This is a genomic window from Pseudomonas sp. UBA5706 (assembly GCF_002419965.1).
Taxonomy (GTDB): domain Bacteria; phylum Pseudomonadota; class Gammaproteobacteria; order Pseudomonadales; family Pseudomonadaceae; genus Aquipseudomonas.
On the sequence record NZ_DIHC01000026.1, the window covers coordinates 65,953 to 85,051 of the forward strand.

Here is a 19,099-nt window from a genome sequence, read left to right on the forward strand (position 1 = left end):
ACGGCGCTGAAAAGGCAGCGCCGCCCTGTACCTAGGTACAGTTTCGTGGGGGGAAGGAAGACAGAATGATTAGGGAGTTACCTCTATAACAACTCACAATGAGAGGGATTCCTCATGGCGTTCTCTGCCCAGCCTGTCAGTACGCATGAAGCTCGTGTCCTGGAAGACATTACTCAACACGAAATTACTGCCCTTAAAACCCGGCACAATCTCGCCGACGCCCATACGCATCAGAATCAGAGCCGCACCCAGGCCGAGATCGTTCGAAAGCTCCCCCAATTGTGGCAACGTGCTCAAACGCTAACCCAATACGAGAGCGAACAAGCGTTCATCAAGGCGTTCTTTGAGTTTCACGGCCAGCACCACGTGCTGCAGCGCAGCGACGAGATCTACCTTGTCTACGCAGCTTCGGTTGCGATGCACATCACCGCCACGTTCCTGCGTAAGCACGACATGAGCGTCGCACTGATCGAGCCCTGCTTTGACAACCTCCACGACTTGCTTAAGCACATGGAAGTCCCGATGACGCCGCTTCCAGAGGGCGTCCTGGCTGATCCTACTCAGGTCTACCGGCTGCTGGAGAAGCACGCCGCGGGGGTTGATGCGATTTTTCTGGTCGATCCGAACAATCCAACCGGGACTTCGATGTTCGCCGAGGGCCCGGAAACCTTTATCGAGGTTGCGAAGTACTGCCGCGATCACGGGAAAATCCTGATTCTGGACTTCTGCTTCGCCTCCTTTTTGAAAGTCGCCGGCGGCGAACGTGTCGATGCCTACGCCACTCTCGATGAGATCGGCACCGACTACCTTGTAATGGAAGACACGGGCAAGACCTGGCCCCTTCAGGACACCAAGTGCGCCACCTTGATGAGCAGCCGACGGCTCAACCCAGAGATCTATAGCATCGTCACCAGCGTGCTGCTCAACGTCTCGCCGTTCATCCTTCAAGTGGTCACCGAATACATCAACGACAGCCAGGCCGATGGCTTCGCGTCCGTTCGCGATGTGCTGCAAACCAACCGCAGGATTGCACGCGAATACCTTGAGGGCACGATGCTGCGTTACGTCGAGCCTGCGATCGAGACCAGCGTCGCCTGGTTTGAAATCCAGCGCGATGACCTTTCGGGCGATGACCTGCAAGCCTACTTGCTTACGCACCAGGCCTACGTCCTGCCAGGGCGCTATTTCTTCTGGAGCCATCCGGAACAGGGTCGATCCTTCGTTCGCCTGGCCCTGGCACGCGACCCTGACGCTTTCCAAAGCGCCCTGCAGGTTATCCGTCAAGCGCTGGAGGCTTACGATGCTTAAAGAGGCGCCAATGATCGATGCGACTGTGTTCATGGGCATGCACCATCAAAATAGTGACATACGGGACAGGTCGCTCGCGTTCTTCACTCATCGCTTCCATAGCAATGTGCGCATGAGCTTCAGCCAGATTGGTGTCTGCGATGCCATTATCTGGAAGAAGGCTCGCCAGCTTCAGGACGTCTATTACCCTTTCATGGATGTCCTTCACTCAGACATGAACATCCTGCGTGCGGGTTACAGCGACGCGGCGCTGACCCGTGCGGCGACCAGCCCGGCGTTGTCCGGGCTGTCTGCGGAGAAGCGTCTGCAGGCCGCGCAGGTGCTCGAAGCCGATTGTCTGTTCTACACCCATGACCGCGATTACCAGAACTGCGCGGCCTTGAAACCGCACTTGGCCTCATTCGATGACCCGCCTGCGGCCAACGGTTTCCCGGAGGGGCTGCAGCGACTGTACTACGCCTCTCTTGCGTTGGTCGTTGCCGAGGAGGATTACCAGCATGTCTAGGCATCAAGTGCTAGTACCCCTGGTGACGCCTCTGGATGCGGACGCAAAGGTCTGCCGGCAAAGCGTGAAGCAGCTCATGCATGCCTGTGGTCCCCTGGTGGACGGGTTTATCCCTTGCCTTACGTCAGGCGAGGGCTGGAATCTATCGCTTTCGCAGTGGACTGACATGCTCGAGTACGCCCTGGAATTTGCTGGCGACACGCACCGGGTGGTTGCTGGCATAGAGCTTCCCACTACCCGCGACGTCATTGACCGTTGCGAGTTGGCGCAGGCGCTAGGGGCCCGCGAAATCATCGTAACGTCCCCTTTTGCAGACGGCGCGAGCCAAGAGCAGATCCTGGAGCACTATCAAGCGGTCCATGCACACACGCCGCTGGATCTGCTGATCTACAACGAATCAGCGCTGTCGGGTAACGAAAAGAGCTTCGACACGCTGTTGAAAATCGCGCGGCTGGAGCGCGTGACGGGTCTTAAGGATTCGCCGAGTCAGGGACGGACGCAGGCGCAGGTAGACCGTATACGCGGGGAGGGCGTGGACTACTACATCGGCTGGGAGCGTGAATTGGCCGGTGCGCTTGTGAGCGATGGAAACGTCGTCTCCCTGGCCAACCTTGAGCCGGCGCTGTGTCGCGTTGCCTGCCGCGCGCAGCAGCCTGAAGTCGCGGGCATCGTCGGTCGGCTGAACGAAACATTCATGCTTGGCGAGGATGACTGGTATGCCCACGTGAAGCGAGAGCTTGCGGCCCGCGGCGTTCTACGCTCGGCACTCACGACTCAGGAGCACCCTAAATGATCGTTTCACAGAAAGCCTTGTTTCGCGCGAACCGAGCGCTTATCGAAAACCTGCAGCCGATCCCGAGCGAGCTCTTGCAATTCGAACAGCAATGGCTGGACGCCGCGATAAGCGAAAGCATGACAAAGGAGCAGCCCGCCAGTCTGGGCGAGTTGCGCACGATGCTCGCGGCGCTTGTCGAGCAGGACAAGGCTGAGGAACCTGCGACTGCACGATATGTTGCTGAGCAAATGACCCTGAATGAATTCAAGATACTCGTTCAGGAGTTCGCGCTCGACGGCCTCACCGAAGCTCAGGTCTTTTACCACCTCATGCCGCGTCTGAGCCTTGAAGCACAGATGCCCATGCTGCGGATGATGATCGATGAGTTCGGGTCGGGAAACATCAAACGTTCGCATACCACGCTCTACAAAGTGCTGCTTGATGAACTGAACATGCCGACCGATCTGGAAAGCAATATTCAGGCGAACGCCGAAGCGGGTTGTATGTTTCCCAACATGTTTTGCTGGCTAACCATGCGCGCACATGATCCTTCCTATTTCGCGGGTGTCATCACTTACTTCGAAACGGTGGTGCCGTTCTTCTTCGGTTGCTACACCGCGTTGTGCCAAAGGCTCGGGATCAAGGCGCACACCTACTACAGCGAGCATGTCCACATTGACGTCTTTCATGCGCTGGAAGGGCAACGCCTGCTTAAAGCCATGGACAATGACCAGCAGCTCAATCACGTCAACGCCTGGCAGGGGATCTGCATGGGCCGGTTGATTACCAACCATGCGTTCGACCAAGCGGTGTACAAGGCGCAGGCGAGCAAGGTCGGCGAGGGCGTCGCTCATGCTTGACGAGGCTGAAGTCGCGCTCAGGCCGCCGACGTTCGTGATTCAGGCCGGACAAGATGAATATGAAGTACCAAGCCTGTGTCCTCATCGCGAGGGCTGGCTGGAGCACGGGACCATCAATCACAACCGCCGCACCATCACGTGCCCGCTGCACTTCTCGGTTTTCAGCCTCGAGACGGGCGAGCAGCTCAGCGGGCCGCCCTGCGGAAATCTACTTTGCCGCAAACTGACGTAACTGAGGAAGACGCGCGAGACATGCACGCGTCTTTCGGTTGCGGGAGGGCCTGCAGAAAGGGTGTATGAAGGTGGGGCCAGGTCCAGCAACGAAGGGCGGCGAATAACCCAATATGCGCTTGATCGACTTTCCGAGCGGACGAGTTAAGGCACTCCATCGAGCGTCAATGGCCCATGCGCTTGTGACGGGTGACGCTCAGGATTGAACCCGATTGTTCTTCAAGCCCATGCGCCTCTTGAAGCTTGCCGGATGGACCGCCACGAAGGTGGGCAAAGGCCCGGCTGAATACTTTTGGCGGGCGGGCATGTTCGTACTGCTCCGAGCAGGGCGGGAAGTGCTTCCAGGAGCCGGGGGCATGTTTCGTGCGTTCTGCCGCATCCGATCTTCGTTCGGTCGCCACATTGAGGCATTCAGGGGGCATACGGGATGTGAAGAATGTGGGGGTCTGTTGGACACCCAGAAACAAGAAAGCCCGCACGAGGCGGGCTTCTTGAAGTGATTCATAGACTGCTGTAGACATCTATGGATCGGTACTTGGTGGCTACACAGGGACTTGAACCCCGGACCCCAGCATTATGAATGCTATGCTCTAACCAACTGAGCTATGTAGCCAAGTGGCGCGCATTATTCGCTCAGATCGAAGATGTGTCAAGCATTCCGTAGAAAATATATCCGTGCGATCAATTGGTTAGCCTTTTCGACTCTTTTCTCCTACTTCAGCTTTCCATCTGTGTGACCCCAGTGACAGATTTTTCTGTGCGTGTTGAGTGATTCTGTCTCATTTTTGTGCAGTTTCTGTGCACCGTTCTTGCCCGTGCGCCCGTTTATATGGCTTTGTGTCCTCGGTCCGTTTCTTGCTTATGACCCAGCCACAGGCCTCTTCGCGCGTCCCGGCGCATGGGCATGAAGCAACCCCTCCAGAATGCTCTGCGGCATAAAAGGACAGATGGTTGTCGTTTTCGAAACAAAGACATGGCATTTTGCCGGTATCAATGTGAGGCAACATCCGCCTGGGTCACAAGCTGCGGCGGCGGGTTGTCCGTGAGGAGTAGTCGGACATGCAAAGTCTTTTGTCGCCAGGAATCCGCCTGCTCGGACGTTTTGGGTTCGCACGCAAGTTTCAGGTGCTTTTCTTTCTTTTCATGTTGCCGCTGGCAGGCAGCCTGTGGATGATCGGACAGGATTATCGCAACAAGCTCGAGGTGATTTCCGGCGAGCAGTCTGGCGCCCATCAGTTGTTGGCATTGGACGCTCTGGATGATCAGCTGACCTCGCAACGCAATCTGGCTGCCCGTTGGAAGGCGGCCGATATCCTGCATGACCCAACGCCTGCCGCAAAAGCGGCGATGGCTGCACTCGATGCCGCCAATCCAACCCTAAAGCAGACGCTCGCCAAGCTGGGTGATGAACTCAAGGCACGTCATGCCGGCCCGGACACCATGGCTCGTTATCAAGCGTTGCAGGGGCAGGTACATGGCATGGATTCCGAGTCGCTGCGCACCATCGGCTGGTGGCCGGATGGCTACGATCGGTTTACCTGCGCGCTGACGGCGTTGCAGAGCCTGCGGGACCAGATCGCCATGGACAATGGGCTGATTCTCGATCCTTGGCTTGAAACCTATCTGCTGATGCAGATCGCGACGCAACAGACGCCCGACCTGATCGAGCGCGTCGGCCGTATGGCCAGCGTCGGTCAATCATCCCTCGCCTCCGGACAATTCTCGCTGCAGAGCCGTTTGCAGATGCGCGATCTGCGCGGCCGTATCACCGATGCTCGCGATCAACTGGTCAAAGCCGTGGCTTCGCTGCAAGCCAAGGCCTATCCCGGCATGGAAACCTGGACCGTGCAGTACAACGAGAGCCTTCAACGTCTGGACAGCGAATTGAAGGTGCTGGACGACGGCGTCTTTGCTGGCTCGATCAAGCTGGATGCCGCAGCGTTCGAACGCAGCGTGGACGGTACCCTGGAGGCGCTTTCTGCACTGCGTAATCAGTCGCTGATCGCACTGGACAAGCGCCTGGAGCACTACCATGACCTTGCGATCAAGGAGTTCATCCCCGTCGCAGTGACGTTCAGCGTCCTGGCGCTGGCGGCGCTGTATCTGTTCATGTGCCTGCAGACCTCTATCCGTCGCAGTGCCCAGGGCATCACTACCCTGGCCGAGTCCCTGCGTGACGGTAACTTGTGTGTCGAGGTAGCCGTTGAAGGGCGCGACGAACTGGCTGCAATCAGTAACGCGTTGAACGTGGCCGTTGTCCAGCTACGCACCAGCCTGCTGAACGTGAATCACGAGACTCAGCAACTGGGTTCGACAGTGCTGGCCCTCAATTCGCAGTCCGGCAGCACGCTCAACGAGGTTGAAGACCAGCAGCATCAGATCAGCCAGATTGCCGCCGCCGCGACACAATTGGCCGCGACGTCCCTGGGTGTCGCCAAAAGCTGCGAGCAAGCTTCCGGCAGCGCGCAGCACACACGGCGTATTGCCCAGGACAGCAGTCGCGACAGTCAGCGCACCACGGCCAGCATTCAGCAGCTCAACCAGAAGCTCACAGACACCGCCAACGCGCTGGGCAAGGTCAGCGAACAGGGGCAACAGATCCAGTCGGTAGTCGACACCATTCGCGGGATCGCCGAGCAGACCAACCTACTGGCGCTGAACGCGGCCATCGAAGCTGCACGGGCTGGCGAGCAGGGCCGCGGCTTTGCGGTGGTGGCCGATGAAGTGCGCAGCCTTTCGCAGCGAACCCAGGCCTCCACCGCGCAGATTGCCGGGACCGTCGACAGCTTGCGTTCCACCGTGAGTCAGGCGGTCAGTCTGATGGAGGCGGCGTGTGGTCAGGCCATCACCGACGCGCAATCGGTGACCGGTCTTGGCGAGCGACTGGGCGAAATCGCCACCGCGGTGCAAGTCGTCACCGACACGCTGGCACAGATCGCCACAGCCGTGGAAGAACAGGCGGCAACGGCCGATGAAGTCAGCGGTAACATCCAGCAGGTTGACCAGGCTGCCGGACGCCTGCTCGATGGCGCGCGGGCAGTGAACCTTGCCGCAGACGCCTTGAGCCAAGGGAGTCGGGCGCTGAGTGCCAACACTTCCCGGTTCCAGTTGGGTTGAGCCGAGGCGCTCGACGTTAGCGCGGCTACCTGAACACCGTGTTGGACTCCCGCGCCTAGCTCGCATTTGCCGAACGTATGGGATACGTGCCTACAGTCACCAATGCGGTATTACCTGAAGCCTTGAACAAGCAAATCAACTCCATGGACGCCGAACGTGAGCGAATGCTCAAACCGGAGTACGCGTACATCATCGAAAACCAGTCGGCGATGCTTGAGGTTTGGAATAAAACGTTCAAAGGCTGATCCGTGCAGCCGATACCGAGAACCGGCTATCGAGGTGAATGAGGTCATTAAACTCATTTTTCAGTCAGAAGGAGTAGAAACAATAAAACCGCGCAATGCGCGGTTTTATGAGGTTCAAGGCGTCTCGATATTTCGGCGAAAAGTCTGAAACCGCAAACGCCAATCAGACGTTGAAGCGGAAGTGCAGCACGTCACCGTCCTTGACGATGTAGTCCTTGCCTTCCAGACGCCATTTGCCTGCTTCCTTGGCACCGGCCTCGCCCTTGTACTGGATGAAGTCGTTGTAGGCGACGCATTCGGCGCGGATGAAGCCTTTTTCGAAGTCGGTGTGGATCACGCCAGCCGCTTGCGGCGCAGTGGCACCGACGCGGACGGTCCAGGCGCGAACTTCTTCCACACCGGCGGTGAAGTAGGTCTGCAGATGGAGCATTTCATAGCCCGCACGGATCACACGGTTCAGGCCGGGTTCTTCAAGGCCCAGGGCTTCGAGAAACATGTCCTTTTCTTCGCCGTCGTCGAGTTCGGCGATTTCCGCTTCGATCTTGTTGCAGACCGGTACCAGCATGGCGCCTTCTTCTTCGGCGATGGCACGAACCACGTCCAAGTGCGGGTTATTCTCGAAACCGTCTTCAGCGACGTTAGCGATGTACATGACCGGCTTGGTGGTCAGCAGATGGAAGCCCTTGATCACGGCTTTCTCATCGGCACCCATGCTCTTCATCAGGCTGCGCGCAGGCTTGCCTTCAGTGAAGTGGGCGATCAGTTGTTCAAGCAGACCTTTCTGAGCCACCGCGTCCTTGTCACCGCCCTTGGCGTTGCGCGTAACTTTCTGCAGTTGCTTCTCGCAGCTGTCGAGGTCGGCGAAGATCAGCTCCAGGTCGATGATTTCGATGTCGCGTTTCGGGTCGACGCTGTTGGAGACGTGAATCACGTTCTCGTCTTCGAAGCAGCGGACCACGTGGGCGATAGCATCGGTCTCGCGGATGTTGGCCAGGAACTTGTTGCCCAGGCCTTCGCCTTTCGACGCGCCTGCCACCAGACCTGCGATGTCGACGAACTCCATCGTGGTCGGCAGGATGCGTTTCGGATTGACGATATCGGCCAGCGCCTGAAGGCGTGGATCGGGCATGGCCACTATGCCGCTGTTCGGTTCGATGGTGCAGAAGGGAAAGTTCTCCGCCGCAATACCGGATTTGGTCAGGGCGTTGAACAGGGTGGACTTGCCGACGTTGGGCAGGCCGACGATGCCGCAGTTAAATCCCATGGTGTTTCCCCTCGAGTGATGTCAGGCCTTCTGGCTGTGCAGGACACGCATCGCCTTGGCGAAATCGCCTGCGAGGACATCCGGCAGCACGCCGAGGGCAAAGTCGATACTGGCGTCCAGTTTTTCCTGTTCGACGCGTGGCGCACGACCCAGTACAAAATTGGACACCAGGCCGGCATCGCCAGGGTGGCCGATGCCGAGCCGCAGGCGATGAAAGCCGTTTTGGTTGCCGAGCTGCGCAATGATGTCGCGCAGACCGTTATGCCCGCCGTGCCCGCCACCCAGCTTGAGTTTGGCGACGCCGGGAGGCAGGTCGAGTTCGTCGTGGGCCACCAGGATGGACTGGGGTGCAATCCGGAAGAAGCCCGCCAGCGCCGCGACGGACTGGCCGCTGCGGTTCATGTAGGTGGTGGGGATCAGCAGACGAACGTCCTGGCCTTGATGACTGAATTTAGCCGTCAGGCCGAAATACTTGCGGTCAGCGGTCAGGTTGACGCGCTGGGCGCTGGCAATACGCTCAACGAAAAGAGCCCCTGCGTTATGCCGGGTCTGTTCGTATTCGGGGCCTGGATTTCCCAGGCCGACGATCAGTTGGATGGCGGTCACGTCAGGGGCTCTTCCTTGGGTCGAGTGTGATGATGCCGGGCATCATCACGGGTTCAACCGGCTAGCGAGTAATGATTACTCTGCTTCGCCTTCTGCGGTGCCTTCTTCGTCCTGGACAATGCGAGGAGCGTGGACGTTAGCAATGTCCAGGTCCTTGCCGTGCGCCAGAGCGACGAACTCAACCCCGTTAGGTGCCTTGACGTCGGACAGGTGAACGTTGTCGCCAATTTCCAGCGCGCCCAGGTCGACTTCGATGAACTCAGGCAGGTCTTTAGGCAGGCAGGACACTTCCAGCTCAGTGGTCGTGTGCGAGATCTCGCCGCCTTTCTTGACCGGGGCTTCTTCGTTGATGAAGTGCACAGGGACGGTTGCAGTCAGCTTCTGGCCCGCGATGACGCGGATGAAGTCGGCGTGCATGATGAACTGCTTGGCAGGGTGACGTTGCATCGCTTTCACGATCACGTTCTGCTTGGCGCCATCAACGTTCAGTTCGATAACGTGGCTGAAAGCCGCTTCGTTTTCGAACAGTTTGGCCATTTCCTTGGCTTCGATGGTGATCGAAGCTGCTTCTTTGTCACCGCCATAGACAACGGCAGGGACAGAGGCAGCGAGACGACGCAGGCGGCGGCTCGCACCTTTCCCCAGGTCGGTACGCGCTTGGGCGTTCAGAATAAAATCGGTCATGTTGTATCTCCAAAATAGCCATTCCCGAGTGGCGTTTGCGACCAGCGCCAACACGGTATGGGCAAAAAAGCCCCGCCCCAACAGTGACTGTTGGGGCGGGGCGCTTTTCGTCAACGAATGATTCGAAAGGGCAGGGCCCTTATCGGAACATCGCGCTGATCGATTCTTCATTGCTGATGCGACGCATCGCTTCAGCGACTACCGGTGCGATATCCAGTTGGCGGATACGGTCACAGGCTTGTGCGGCAGCGGACAACGGGATGGTATTAGTAACCACCAGTTCGTCCAGTACGGAATTTTCGATGTTTTCAATCGCGCGGCCCGACAGCACAGGGTGTGTGCAGTAGGCGAAGACCTTGGCGGCCCCATGCTCTTTCAATGCCTTGGCCGCATGGCACAGCGTGCCGGCGGTATCGACCATGTCGTCGACGAGAATACAGGTACGACCTTCGACGTCACCAATGATGTGCATGACTTCGGAGTGATTGGCCTTCTCGCGGCGCTTGTCGATGATCCCCAGATCCACGCCCAGGGATTTGGCAACGGCACGTGCACGCACGACGCCACCGATATCCGGGGAAACGATCATCAGGTTTTCGAAGCGTTGGTCTTCGATGTCATCCACCAGAACCGGGGAGCCGTAGATGTTATCCACTGGAATATCGAAGAAGCCCTGAATCTGGTCAGCGTGCAGATCAACGGTCAGCACACGGTCGATACCGACGACGGTGAGCATGTCCGCGACCACTTTGGCGCTAATAGCCACACGTGCAGAACGCGGACGGCGATCCTGACGGGCATAACCAAAGTAAGGGATAACAGCGGTGATACGAGTAGCCGAGGAGCGACGGAAGGCATCTGCCATCACGACGAGTTCCATCAGGTTATCGTTGGTCGGAGCGCAGGTCGGCTGAATAATGAAGACGTCTTTACCGCGAACGTTTTCATTGATCTCAGCGGTAATCTCGCCGTCGGAGAACTTACCGACAGAGATGTCACCGAGAGGGATATGCAGCTGACGTACGACACGCCGAGCCAGATCGGGGTTGGCGTTCCCCGTAAAGACCATCATCTTGGACACGCGCAGTACCTGGAGGCTTAGGGTATGCCTGGATGACTATAGGAAAATGGCAGGGGCGGCTGGATTCGAACCAACGCATGGCAGGATCAAAACCTGCTGCCTTACCGCTTGGCGACGCCCCTGTATCTGTTGCACGAGTGCCTGGCACTCGGTTCTCTTAGAGCAGTGTCTGTAACTTTCGGTGCAACATCGAGATGTTGCTGCCTTTTGCTACAAACCCTGTAAGGGTCTCTGTAAGAAGGGCCGAGACTTTATCAGCTTCAGCTTTGTTTGGGAAGGCCCCAAACACACAACTTCCAGTTCCGGTTAATTTTGCTTCGGTAAATTTACCTAACAAATTCAATGCGTTACGAACATCTGGATAACGCCTTGCTACAACCGGTAAGCAGTCATTTCGACTGTTTCCCTTGGGAACGGGGCGCACTTTAATGGGCGGAGTGTCACGTGTCAACAGCGGATCTGAAAAAATTTCTGCTGTACTTACAGATACTTGCGGAACAAGCACGACATACCACGGTTCTTCAGGGGTTACAGGGCTGAGAATTTCGCCCACACCCTCAGCAAATGCGGCATGTCCACGCACGAAAACCGGCACGTCAGCCCCAAGCTTGAGCCCCAGCGCTGCGAGGCGGTCTTCATCCCAGCCCAGTTGCCAAAGATGATTGAGACCCAGTAGCGTGGTGGCCGCATCCGAACTTCCACCGCCGATACCGCCGCCCATGGGCAGCACTTTCTTAAGCCAGATATCGACACCCAGCGGCGAACCGGAATGCTCTTTAAGTGCGCGCGCGGCCTTGACGATCAGATTGCTGTCGTGGGGAACGTCAGCAACTGGCGTTTGCAGGCGGACATCTCCATCGTCTCGCAGGGCGAAACTCAACTCGTCGCCGTAATCCAGAAACTGAAAAATGGTCTGCAACTCGTGATAGCCGTCAGCTCGACGGCCGAGGATATGCAGCATTAGGTTCAGCTTGGCTGGCGCTGGCAGGGTCAACAGTGGACGGGGCATGGGTCATTGCCCCAGCTTGCGCGGTTGCCAATCCTTGATGACCAGCGTGACGTCCAGATCCTGTCCATGCAGTTTCATCCGCTCAGGCAGCCAGTAACCATTTTGTTCGGTGTAGCCCAGGTATTCGATCTGCCAGCCGTCCTGATCCAGATTCGATAAGCGACTGTCGCCGTCCAGGGTCACGCTGCTCTTGCTGTCCGGGGCAGGCAGCCCGCGGACCCACCAGACCAGATTCGATACAGGCAGTTTCCAGCCCAGTTGATCCTTGAGCAGGCTTTCGGGGTCCGGCGCGTTGTAACGGCCCTGGTTGGCGACTTCCAGAGAGACCGCGCCAGGGCGGCCGGTCAGGCGAGCTGCACCGCGGCCAAGGGGGCCGGAGAGGCGAATGTCGTAATAGTCCTGGCGCTGCAGCCAGAAGAGGGTGCCGCTGCCAGAATCCTTCGGTGCCCGGATACCGACCTTACCGTTGATCTGCCAGCCATCGAGACTGGCGAGCTGTTCCTTGTTAACACGCCATTTGCTGGCGTCGCCCTTGCCCTGCACGGCTTCGTGGGAGGTAATGCCGGCACAGCCGGCGAGCAGGGCGATCAAACTGAATGCAAGTACGTGGCGCAATAACATAAATCAAAGAGTCTCGGAGCCGGTCAGGCGTTTCAGCGTGCTACGCAGGACCGGGCTGTCAGGTTGTTGTTCGAGGGCTTTGCCCCACACTTTGCGCGCTTCGCGTTGCTCGCCTTTGGCCCAAAGAACTTCGCCCAGGTGCGCGGCGACTTCATGATCGGGGTAACGCTCCAGTGCTTCGCGCAGCAGGCGCTCGGCTTCATCAAGATTGCCCAACCGGTAATTGACCCAGCCCAGGCTGTCGAGCACGGCCGGATCCTCCGGGTTCAACTGGTGGGCTCGTTCGATCAGCTCCTTGGCTTCGGCGTAGCGCGTGGTGCGATCGGACAGGGTGTAACCCAATGCGTTCAGCGCCATGGCGTTGTCCGGCTCGCGCTTGAGGATTGCGCGCAGATCGGTCTCCATTTGCTTCAGGTCATTGCGTTTCTCGGCGAGCATGGCGCGGGTGTAGAGCAGATTCAGATCGTCCGGGTACTGCTTGAGCGCCTGGGTCAGGACCTGCCAGCCGCGGTCGCTCTGGTTATTGTTGGTCAGGGTTTCGGCTTCGATGAGGTACAGCTGGATCGTGTAGTCAGGCTGGTCTGCACGGGCTTGGGCCAGCCGTTTCGAAGCCTCGGCCGTGCTGCCATTGCTCATCAGAATGTCAGCCTGACGGAGCTGCGCCGGCAGGTAATCGCTGCCGGGACCAACCTGAGCATATTCGCTCAGGGCGGTCTGGGGGTCGTTGCGCTCCTCGTAGATGCGACCCAGGTTCACGTGGGCCGAATCGACGTGGCTGCCTCGGGCTACCAGATCTTCCAGATAACCTTGCGCTTCGTCCCAAGCCTTGTTTTCCAGGCAGACCAGCGCCAGTGAATAACGCAGCTCGTCATCATCCGGGTACTGCTGGACGAGGCTGGAGAACTGCACCTTGGCGTCTTCCATGCGGTTCTGCTCAACCAGCATGCGGGCGTACGTCAGGCGCAGGCGCTTGTCATCCGGGTACTTCTTGATGCTCTTTTCCAGCAGCGGCATCGCTTCCTTGCCACGGTCCATGCTTTGCAGCAGCCGTGCGCGCAGCAGAATCGGTGCAACCTCGCCTTCTCCCGGCGGGTTGTCTTCGAGCAGCTTGAGCGACGCCGCACTGTCGCCTTCCTGCTGGAGCAGCAGCGCTTTGCCGAAAATCAGCTGGCCGTTTTTCGGGTATTTGGCGAGCAGGCGATCGAAGCTGTTGAGCAGGCCCTTGCGTGTATTGGAATCGGTTTCTGCCGCCGACAGCGCCAGGAAGTCAAAGTGGGTGTCACCCTGACCCTGCAGCACCTTCTCCATATACCGCATCGAGTCGTCATAGCGACCGGCACGTGCCAACTGAATGGCCGCAGCGCGTTGCGCTTCGAGGTTGCCCGGATCGTTTTTCGCCCAGATCATCGAGGTGTCCAATGCCGCCTGATCGGCGCCCAGGTACTCGGCGATACGGAACGCCCGTTCGGAAATCCCCGGATCCTGAGTCTGGATCGCCTGGGTTACGTAGTTGTCCAGCGCAATGTCGAATCGATTGCGCTGCCCGGCAAGCTCAGCGGTCAGCAGGCTGACGACCGTCTCCTGGGTGAATGATGCGTAAACCTGCGGCTTGGCATCAGGCGTGGGCGTCGCTTCTTTCGCTGGAGCAGCAGGCTCCGGGGAAACGGAGGCCGTCGACTGACAACCACCAAGGACGACAAAGGCAAGGAACAACGCGGAGGATTTATTCATATAGGAGAAAGGGCGGCTTACCTGCGGTTTGAAGGCATCATGACACAAGGCAGGGAGCAAACCCACAGCCCACTCGAAAACCAGGACCCGCCATTTATAGCCCGCGCCCGGACAATTTGTCGCAGCGCCAAGGCAGCAAAGCGAATCTCTATAGGGACAATAGCCAGTCGCGGACGTTCTGAATGTATTGCGGTGGTTGTTCTGAATCTATTGAAGTAGGACAATTGCCGGCTTCACGTCACCATCAGCGACCTTGAATGGCCTTTCTTGCACTGGGTATCAACCATAAGACTGCATCAGTGGATGTCCGCGAGCGCGTGGCATTTACGCCTGAGCAACTGGTTGAAGCATTGCAGCAGCTGTGCCGCCTGACCCAGAGTCGCGAAGCAGCGATCCTGTCGACCTGCAATCGCAGCGAGCTCTATATAGAGCAGGATCAGCTCACCTCTGACGTCGTACTGCGCTGGCTGGCCGATTATCACCACCTTAACCTCGACGAGCTGCGCGCCAGTGCCTACGTGCATGAGGAAGACGCAGCCGTGCGTCACATGATGCGCGTGGCATCCGGGCTGGATTCGCTGGTGCTGGGCGAACCGCAGATTCTCGGTCAGATGAAATCGGCCTATGCCGTGGCCCGCGAAGCCGGAACCATTGGTCCATTACTTGGCCGCTTGTTTCAGGCAACCTTCAGCGCGGCCAAGCAAGTGCGCACCGACACAGCCATTGGCGAAAACCCGGTCTCGGTGGCCTTTGCCGCCGTCAGCCTGGCCAAGCAGATCTTCAGCGACCTGCAGCGCAGCCAGGCCTTGCTGATCGGCGCTGGCGAAACCATCACGCTGGTCGCACGGCACCTTCACGACCTGGGCGTCAAGCGTATCGTGGTCGCCAACCGCACCCTTGAGCGTGCCAGTATGCTGGCCGAACAGTTCGGCGCCCACGCGGTACTGCTGGCCGATATCCCGGCAGAGCTGGTCAACAGCGACATCGTCATCAGTTCCACAGCCAGCCAGCTGCCCATTTTGGGTAAGGGCGCCGTCGAAAGCGCACTCAAGCTGCGCAAGCACAAACCGATTTTCATGGTCGATATAGCGGTCCCGCGTGACATCGAGCCAGAAGTGGGCGAGCTCGACGACGTTTACCTGTATACCGTGGACGATCTGCATGAAGTCGTTGCAGAGAACCTCAAGAGTCGTCAGGGCGCTGCCCAGGCGGCCGAGGAGCTGGTAAGCGTCGGCGTCGATGACTTCATGTCGCGTCTGCGCGAGCTGGCGGCGGTCGATGTGCTCAGGGCCTATCGTCAACAAAGCGAACGTCTGCGCGACGAAGAGCTGCAAAAAGCCCAACGCATGCTTGCCAATGGCACCAATGCCGAAGATGTTTTAATGGCGCTGGCACGGGGTCTGACCAATAAATTGATGCACGCGCCCAGCGTGCAACTGAAAAAGCTGTCCGCCGAAGGCCGCGTCGATGCGCTGGCCATGGCCCAGGAACTCTTTGCCCTCAATGAGGGCTCCACGGATAAACCCCCGCAATGAAAGCTTCACTGCTCAATAAGCTGGACGTGCTCAGCGATCGATTCGAGGAATTGACCGCACTGCTTGGCGATGCCGAAGTCATTTCCAACCAGACCAAATTCCGCGCCTACTCCCGTGAGTATGCCGAAATCGAGCCCGTGATCCAGACCTACAAGCAACTGCAGAAGGTGCAGCGCGACCTCGAAGGTGCCCAGGCGCTGCTCAAGGACAGCGACCCGGACATGCGCGAAATGGCGGTCGAGGAGGTGCGTGAGGGCAAGGATCAACTGGCGGTGCTGGAAAGCGATCTGCAAAAGATGCTGCTACCCAAGGACCCCAACGACGGTCGCAACGTGTTTCTGGAAATTCGCGCCGGCACCGGTGGCGACGAAGCAGCGATCTTCTCCGGCGATCTGTTCCGCATGTATTCGCGTTACGCCGAGCGTCGCGGCTGGCGTGTAGAGATCCTGTCCGAGAATGAAGGCGAGCATGGCGGCTTCAAGGAAGTCATCGCGCGCGTCGAGGGCGAAAGCGTGTACGGCAAGCTGAAATTCGAGTCCGGCGCGCACCGTGTGCAACGGGTGCCCGAGACCGAATCCCAAGGCAGGATCCACACCTCTGCCTGCACCGTCGCGGTGTTGCCCGAGCCTGACGAGCAGCAAGCCATCGAAATCAACCCTGCAGACTTGCGTGTCGACACCTATCGCTCCTCCGGCGCAGGGGGCCAGCACGTAAACAAGACCGATTCGGCGATTCGTATCACGCACCTGCCGACCGGCATTGTCGTCGAATGTCAGGAAGAGCGCTCCCAGCACAAGAACCGCGCCCGGGCCATGTCCTGGCTGTCGGCCAAGCTCAACGATCAGCAAACCGCTGCGGCCGCCAACGCGATCGCCAGTGAGCGTAAATTGCTGGTGGGTTCGGGCGATCGTTCGGAACGCATCCGCACGTACAATTTTCCACAGGGGCGAGTGACGGATCATCGCGTCAACCTGACGCTCTATTCGCTGGATGAAGTTTTGGCCGGCGGGGTCGATGCAGTGATAGAACCGTTGCTTGCCGAGTATCAGGCAGACCAACTTGCGGCACTGGGTGAGTAAATGACCATCATCGCCAGCTTGTTAAGAAACGCTGAGCTACCGGATTCTCCGACAGCCCGCCTGGATGTCGAACTGCTGCTGGCAGCTGCCCTGGGCAAGCCGCGCAGTTTTTTGCACACCTGGCCCGAACGTATCGTCAGCACCGAAGCGGCGCAGACATTCGAGGGCTATCTGCAGCGTCGTCGTACCGGAGAGCCGGTGGCCTACATTCTGGGCCAGCAGGGGTTCTGGAATATCGATCTTGAAGTCGCGACGCATACGTTGATTCCTCGTCCGGAAACCGAAATGCTGGTGGAAACCGCATTGGAGTTGCTGCCTGGCGCAATCCCTCATCGCTTGCTCGACCTGGGTACCGGCACGGGGGCAATCGCGTTGTCGCTGGCCAAGGATCGTCCACAGTGGGAGGTGACGGCAGTTGACCGGGTGGAGCAAGCCGTCGCCCTGGCCGAACGCAATCGTCAGCGATTGCATCTGGATAATGCGCAGGTACTGGCCAGCCATTGGTTTAGCGCCGTGCAAGGGCTGCGTTTTGATTTGATCCTGAGCAACCCTCCTTATATAGCCTCCGACGATCCGCATCTGGCGGAAGGTGACGTGCGATTCGAGCCTAGCAGCGCGCTGGTTTCAGGCTCTGACGGCCTGGACGATTTGCGCCTGATCGTCTCTCAGGCGCCCGAGCATCTGGAAGCGGGCGGCTGGTTACTGCTTGAACACGGCTACGATCAGGGCCCAGCGGTGCGCGAACTGCTCAACCATCACGGTTTCGAGCAGATCCAGACCCGACGCGACCTGGGTGATCACGAGCGCATCACGTTCGGGCGAGTGCCGTGCTGACTGACGAAGAACTGCTGCGCTATAGCCGGCAGATCCTTCTGCAGCACGTCGATATCGACGGGCAATTGCGCCTCAAACACAGTCGCGCGTTGATCGTCGGCGTTGGCGGCCTGGGGTCGCCTGTGGCGCTTTACCTGGCGGCTGCGGGAGTTGGCGAGTTGCATCTGGCGGATTTCGACACCGTCGACCTGACCAACCTGCAACGACAGATCATCCACGACAGCCAGAGCGTGGGTCAGCGTAAAGTCGATTCGGCAATCGCTCGCCTGAGCGCCATGAATCCTGAAGTCACGCTGGTGGCCCACCGGGCCGCAATGGACCAGGACTCTCTGGCGAGCGCCGTCGAGGCAGTGGACCTGGTGCTTGATTGCTCCGATAACTTCACCACGCGCGAAGCGGTGAACGAGGCCTGTGTCGCGGCGGGCAAGCCTCTGGTCAGCGGTGCGGCGATTCGCCTGGAAGGGCAATTGTCGGTGTTCGACCCGCGTCGAGCCGATAGTCCTTGCTACCACTGTTTATACGGGCATGGCAGTGAAAGCGAATTGACCTGCAGCGAAGCGGGCGTCATCGGGCCGTTGGTTGGGCTGGTGGGCAGCCTGCAGGCACTGGAAGCCATGAAGCTGTTGGCCGGTTTTGGTGAGCCAATGGTGGGCCGTCTGCTGTTGATTGATGCTCTGGGTACGCGATTTCGCGAGCTGAAAGTCAAACGTGATCCGGGTTGCAGCGTCTGCGGCGCGGCCCATGATAGAACGGTCGAGCATGGCTAGAGACAGCGACGCGCCTGTTGGGGTTTTCGATTCCGGTGTCGGTGGGTTGTCAGTGCTGGGCGAGATTCATCAATTGCTGCCCAAAGAATCACTGCTTTACGTTGCCGATTGCGGTCACATTCCCTACGGCGAAAAGACCCCGGCGTTCATTCGCGAGCGTTGCGTGGCCATCGCCGAGTTCTTTCGTGCGCAAGGCGCCAAGGCGCTGGTGCTGGCTTGTAATACCGCGACAGTTGCTGCGGTTGCCGACCTGCGCGAGCGTTACCCGGACTGGCCGCTGGTCGGCATGGAGCCCGCTGTCAAACCGGCAGCGGCGGCCACGCGAAGTGGCGTGGTGGGTGTGTTGGCAACGACGGGCACGTTGCAGAGCGCCAAGTTCGCCGCATTACTGGACCGTTTTGCCGCCGACGTGCAGGTGATTACCCAGCCATGCCCTGGCCTGGTGGAGTTAATCGAAACGGGGGATCTGGCCAGCCCGGCCATCCGCCAGCTTTTGCAGGGCTACGTCGAGCCGTTACTCGCTGCGGGCTGTGACACCATTATTCTCGGCTGCACCCATTACCCCTTCCTCAAGCCGCTGCTCAGCGACATGATTCCAGCGTCCATCACGCTGATTGACACCGGCGCCGCGGTAGCCCGGCAGTTGCAGCGGCTGCTCAGTCAGCACGAACTCCTGGCGAGCGGCCGACCCCATCCCACCCAGTTCTGGACGAGCGGCGATACGGACAATTTCAGAAAAATCCTACCTTTGTTGTGGAAAAAATCTGACAGTGTGCGAAGCTTCGTTTCGTGAAAAAAACGTGAATTGCACTGGTCGCGGCTGAACTAACGTTCACCGGCAGATTTC

At 58.8% G+C, this 19,099-nt stretch carries 20 protein-coding genes and 2 tRNA genes; 12 read left to right on the top strand and 10 right to left on the bottom strand.

Translation table 11 applies throughout. The annotated features are described in order from the left end of the window. The first annotated feature begins 114 nt into the window (after nt 1-114). The 5 genes from B3I26_RS11720 to B3I26_RS11740 are packed head-to-tail and all read left to right on the top strand — an operon-like array spanning nt 115 to nt 3,680. Nucleotides 115-1,308: a pyridoxal phosphate-dependent aminotransferase gene (locus B3I26_RS11720; protein WP_296257846.1), complete on the top strand. Its 1,194-nt coding sequence runs from the start codon at nt 115-117 to the stop codon at nt 1,306-1,308. A 10-nt stretch (nt 1,309-1,318) separates the two neighbouring features. After that, entirely contained in the window at nt 1,319-1,813 is a 495-nt protein-coding gene (locus tag B3I26_RS11725; protein ID WP_296257847.1) for a DUF6190 family protein, read from the top strand. Beyond that, on the top strand, nt 1,806-2,606 hold the full coding sequence (locus B3I26_RS11730; protein ID WP_296257848.1) for a dihydrodipicolinate synthase family protein: 801 nt from the start codon (nt 1,806-1,808) through the stop codon (nt 2,604-2,606). The genes B3I26_RS11725 and B3I26_RS11730 overlap by 8 nt, the downstream gene beginning before the upstream one ends. Then, a complete protein-coding gene (locus B3I26_RS11735) occupies nt 2,603-3,448 on the top strand; it encodes an iron-containing redox enzyme family protein (RefSeq protein ID WP_296257849.1) in 846 nt (281 codons plus the stop codon). The genes B3I26_RS11730 and B3I26_RS11735 overlap by 4 nt, the downstream gene beginning before the upstream one ends. Then, nucleotides 3,441-3,680, top strand: a complete 240-nt coding sequence (locus tag B3I26_RS11740; RefSeq protein WP_296257850.1) for a Rieske (2Fe-2S) protein — start codon at nt 3,441-3,443, stop codon at nt 3,678-3,680. Before B3I26_RS11735 ends, B3I26_RS11740 begins: the two co-directional genes overlap by 8 nt. 163 nt (nt 3,681-3,843) lie before the next feature. On the opposite strand, the gene B3I26_RS11745 is transcribed toward B3I26_RS11740, so the two are convergent. Together B3I26_RS11745 and B3I26_RS11750 are read right to left on the bottom strand one after the other, a co-directional pair. Next, nucleotides 3,844-4,200 (bottom strand): hypothetical protein, encoded by a 357-nt coding sequence (locus B3I26_RS11745; protein ID WP_296257851.1) that lies wholly within the window; start codon nt 4,198-4,200, stop codon nt 3,844-3,846. A gap of 15 nt (nt 4,201-4,215) precedes the next feature. Continuing rightward, nucleotides 4,216-4,292, bottom strand: a tRNA-Met gene (locus B3I26_RS11750). A 1,496-nt stretch (nt 4,293-5,788) separates the two neighbouring features. Here B3I26_RS11750 and B3I26_RS28880 point away from each other — a divergent pair. Together B3I26_RS28880 and B3I26_RS11760 are read left to right on the top strand one after the other, a co-directional pair. After that, the gene (locus B3I26_RS28880; protein ID WP_409522055.1) at nt 5,789-6,796 is read left to right on the top strand and encodes a methyl-accepting chemotaxis protein; all 1,008 of its coding nucleotides are present in this window, start codon (nt 5,789-5,791) and stop codon (nt 6,794-6,796) included. A gap of 86 nt (nt 6,797-6,882) precedes the next feature. After that, a complete protein-coding gene (locus tag B3I26_RS11760; protein WP_296257853.1) occupies nt 6,883-7,041 on the top strand; it encodes a hypothetical protein in 159 nt (52 codons plus the stop codon). Nucleotides 7,042-7,204: 163 nt separating this feature from the next. Here the strand turns inward: B3I26_RS11760 and ychF are convergent, their stop codons facing one another. The 8 genes from ychF to B3I26_RS11800 form a co-directional block, all read right to left on the bottom strand. Further along, nucleotides 7,205-8,305, bottom strand: coding sequence for a redox-regulated ATPase YchF (ychF, locus tag B3I26_RS11765; RefSeq protein WP_296257854.1), 1,101 nt, complete (start codon nt 8,303-8,305; stop codon nt 7,205-7,207). A 21-nt stretch (nt 8,306-8,326) separates the two neighbouring features. Next, on the bottom strand, nt 8,327-8,911 hold the full coding sequence (gene pth, locus B3I26_RS11770; protein ID WP_296257855.1) for an aminoacyl-tRNA hydrolase: 585 nt from the start codon (nt 8,909-8,911) through the stop codon (nt 8,327-8,329). 75 nt (nt 8,912-8,986) lie between these two features. Then, nucleotides 8,987-9,595: a 50S ribosomal protein L25/general stress protein Ctc gene (locus B3I26_RS11775; protein WP_296257856.1), complete on the bottom strand. Its 609-nt coding sequence runs from the start codon at nt 9,593-9,595 to the stop codon at nt 8,987-8,989. Nucleotides 9,596-9,734: 139 nt separating this feature from the next. Then, nucleotides 9,735-10,676, bottom strand: a complete 942-nt coding sequence (locus B3I26_RS11780) for a ribose-phosphate pyrophosphokinase (protein ID WP_037018241.1) — start codon at nt 10,674-10,676, stop codon at nt 9,735-9,737. A gap of 47 nt (nt 10,677-10,723) precedes the next feature. Then, a tRNA-Gln gene (locus B3I26_RS11785) sits at nt 10,724-10,798 on the bottom strand. Between the two features lie 35 nt (nt 10,799-10,833). Next, on the bottom strand, nt 10,834-11,685 hold the full coding sequence (gene ispE / locus B3I26_RS11790) for a 4-(cytidine 5'-diphospho)-2-C-methyl-D-erythritol kinase (protein WP_296257857.1): 852 nt from the start codon (nt 11,683-11,685) through the stop codon (nt 10,834-10,836). 3 nt (nt 11,686-11,688) lie between these two features. Next, a complete protein-coding gene (gene lolB, locus B3I26_RS11795; protein WP_296257858.1) occupies nt 11,689-12,306 on the bottom strand; it encodes a lipoprotein insertase outer membrane protein LolB in 618 nt (205 codons plus the stop codon). A gap of 3 nt (nt 12,307-12,309) precedes the next feature. Further along, complete coding sequence (locus tag B3I26_RS11800; protein ID WP_296257859.1) at nt 12,310-14,037, bottom strand: tetratricopeptide repeat protein; 1,728 nt, start codon at nt 14,035-14,037, stop codon at nt 12,310-12,312. 257 nt (nt 14,038-14,294) lie between these two features. Between B3I26_RS11800 and hemA the strand changes: the two genes are divergently transcribed. From hemA to murI, 5 genes are read left to right on the top strand one after another with little or no spacing between them, the layout of a single operon-like run. Beyond that, nucleotides 14,295-15,572 (top strand): glutamyl-tRNA reductase, encoded by a 1,278-nt coding sequence (hemA, locus tag B3I26_RS11805; protein WP_296257860.1) that lies wholly within the window; start codon nt 14,295-14,297, stop codon nt 15,570-15,572. Next, entirely contained in the window at nt 15,569-16,651 is a 1,083-nt protein-coding gene (gene prfA, locus B3I26_RS11810; RefSeq protein WP_296257861.1) for a peptide chain release factor 1, read from the top strand. The genes hemA and prfA overlap by 4 nt, the downstream gene beginning before the upstream one ends. Next, the gene (gene prmC, locus B3I26_RS11815; RefSeq protein WP_296257862.1) at nt 16,652-17,485 is read left to right on the top strand and encodes a peptide chain release factor N(5)-glutamine methyltransferase; all 834 of its coding nucleotides are present in this window, start codon (nt 16,652-16,654) and stop codon (nt 17,483-17,485) included. Next, the gene (locus B3I26_RS11820; RefSeq protein ID WP_296257863.1) at nt 17,479-18,252 is read left to right on the top strand and encodes a molybdopterin-synthase adenylyltransferase MoeB; all 774 of its coding nucleotides are present in this window, start codon (nt 17,479-17,481) and stop codon (nt 18,250-18,252) included. The genes prmC and B3I26_RS11820 overlap by 7 nt, the downstream gene beginning before the upstream one ends. Then, nucleotides 18,245-19,045, top strand: a complete 801-nt coding sequence (gene murI, locus B3I26_RS11825) for a glutamate racemase (protein WP_296257864.1) — start codon at nt 18,245-18,247, stop codon at nt 19,043-19,045. Before B3I26_RS11820 ends, murI begins: the two co-directional genes overlap by 8 nt. Nucleotides 19,046-19,099 lie beyond the last annotated feature (54 nt).

Bases quoted from the DNA above. Each gene is read 5' to 3' on its own strand.
- B3I26_RS11720 (WP_296257846.1), top strand. From the start codon at position 115: ATGGCGTTCTCTGCCCAGCCTGTCAGTACGCATGAAGCTCGTGTCCTG.
- B3I26_RS11725 (WP_296257847.1), top strand. From the start codon at position 1,319: ATGATCGATGCGACTGTGTTCATGGGCATGCACCATCAAAATAGTGAC.
- B3I26_RS11730 (WP_296257848.1), top strand. From the start codon at position 1,806: ATGTCTAGGCATCAAGTGCTAGTACCCCTGGTGACGCCTCTGGATGCG.
- B3I26_RS11735 (WP_296257849.1), top strand. From the start codon at position 2,603: ATGATCGTTTCACAGAAAGCCTTGTTTCGCGCGAACCGAGCGCTTATC.
- B3I26_RS11740 (WP_296257850.1), top strand. From the start codon at position 3,441: ATGCTTGACGAGGCTGAAGTCGCGCTCAGGCCGCCGACGTTCGTGATT.
- B3I26_RS11745 (WP_296257851.1), bottom strand. From the start codon at position 4,200: ATGTCTACAGCAGTCTATGAATCACTTCAAGAAGCCCGCCTCGTGCGG.
- B3I26_RS28880 (WP_409522055.1), top strand. From the start codon at position 5,789: ATGTGCCTGCAGACCTCTATCCGTCGCAGTGCCCAGGGCATCACTACC.
- ychF (WP_296257854.1), bottom strand. From the start codon at position 8,305: ATGGGATTTAACTGCGGCATCGTCGGCCTGCCCAACGTCGGCAAGTCC.
- B3I26_RS11775 (WP_296257856.1), bottom strand. From the start codon at position 9,595: ATGACCGATTTTATTCTGAACGCCCAAGCGCGTACCGACCTGGGGAAA.
- ispE (WP_296257857.1), bottom strand. From the start codon at position 11,685: ATGCCCCGTCCACTGTTGACCCTGCCAGCGCCAGCCAAGCTGAACCTA.
- lolB (WP_296257858.1), bottom strand. From the start codon at position 12,306: ATGTTATTGCGCCACGTACTTGCATTCAGTTTGATCGCCCTGCTCGCC.
- B3I26_RS11800 (WP_296257859.1), bottom strand. From the start codon at position 14,037: ATGAATAAATCCTCCGCGTTGTTCCTTGCCTTTGTCGTCCTTGGTGGT.
- hemA (WP_296257860.1), top strand. From the start codon at position 14,295: ATGGCCTTTCTTGCACTGGGTATCAACCATAAGACTGCATCAGTGGAT.
- prfA (WP_296257861.1), top strand. From the start codon at position 15,569: ATGAAAGCTTCACTGCTCAATAAGCTGGACGTGCTCAGCGATCGATTC.
- prmC (WP_296257862.1), top strand. From the start codon at position 16,652: ATGACCATCATCGCCAGCTTGTTAAGAAACGCTGAGCTACCGGATTCT.
- murI (WP_296257864.1), top strand. From the start codon at position 18,245: ATGGCTAGAGACAGCGACGCGCCTGTTGGGGTTTTCGATTCCGGTGTC.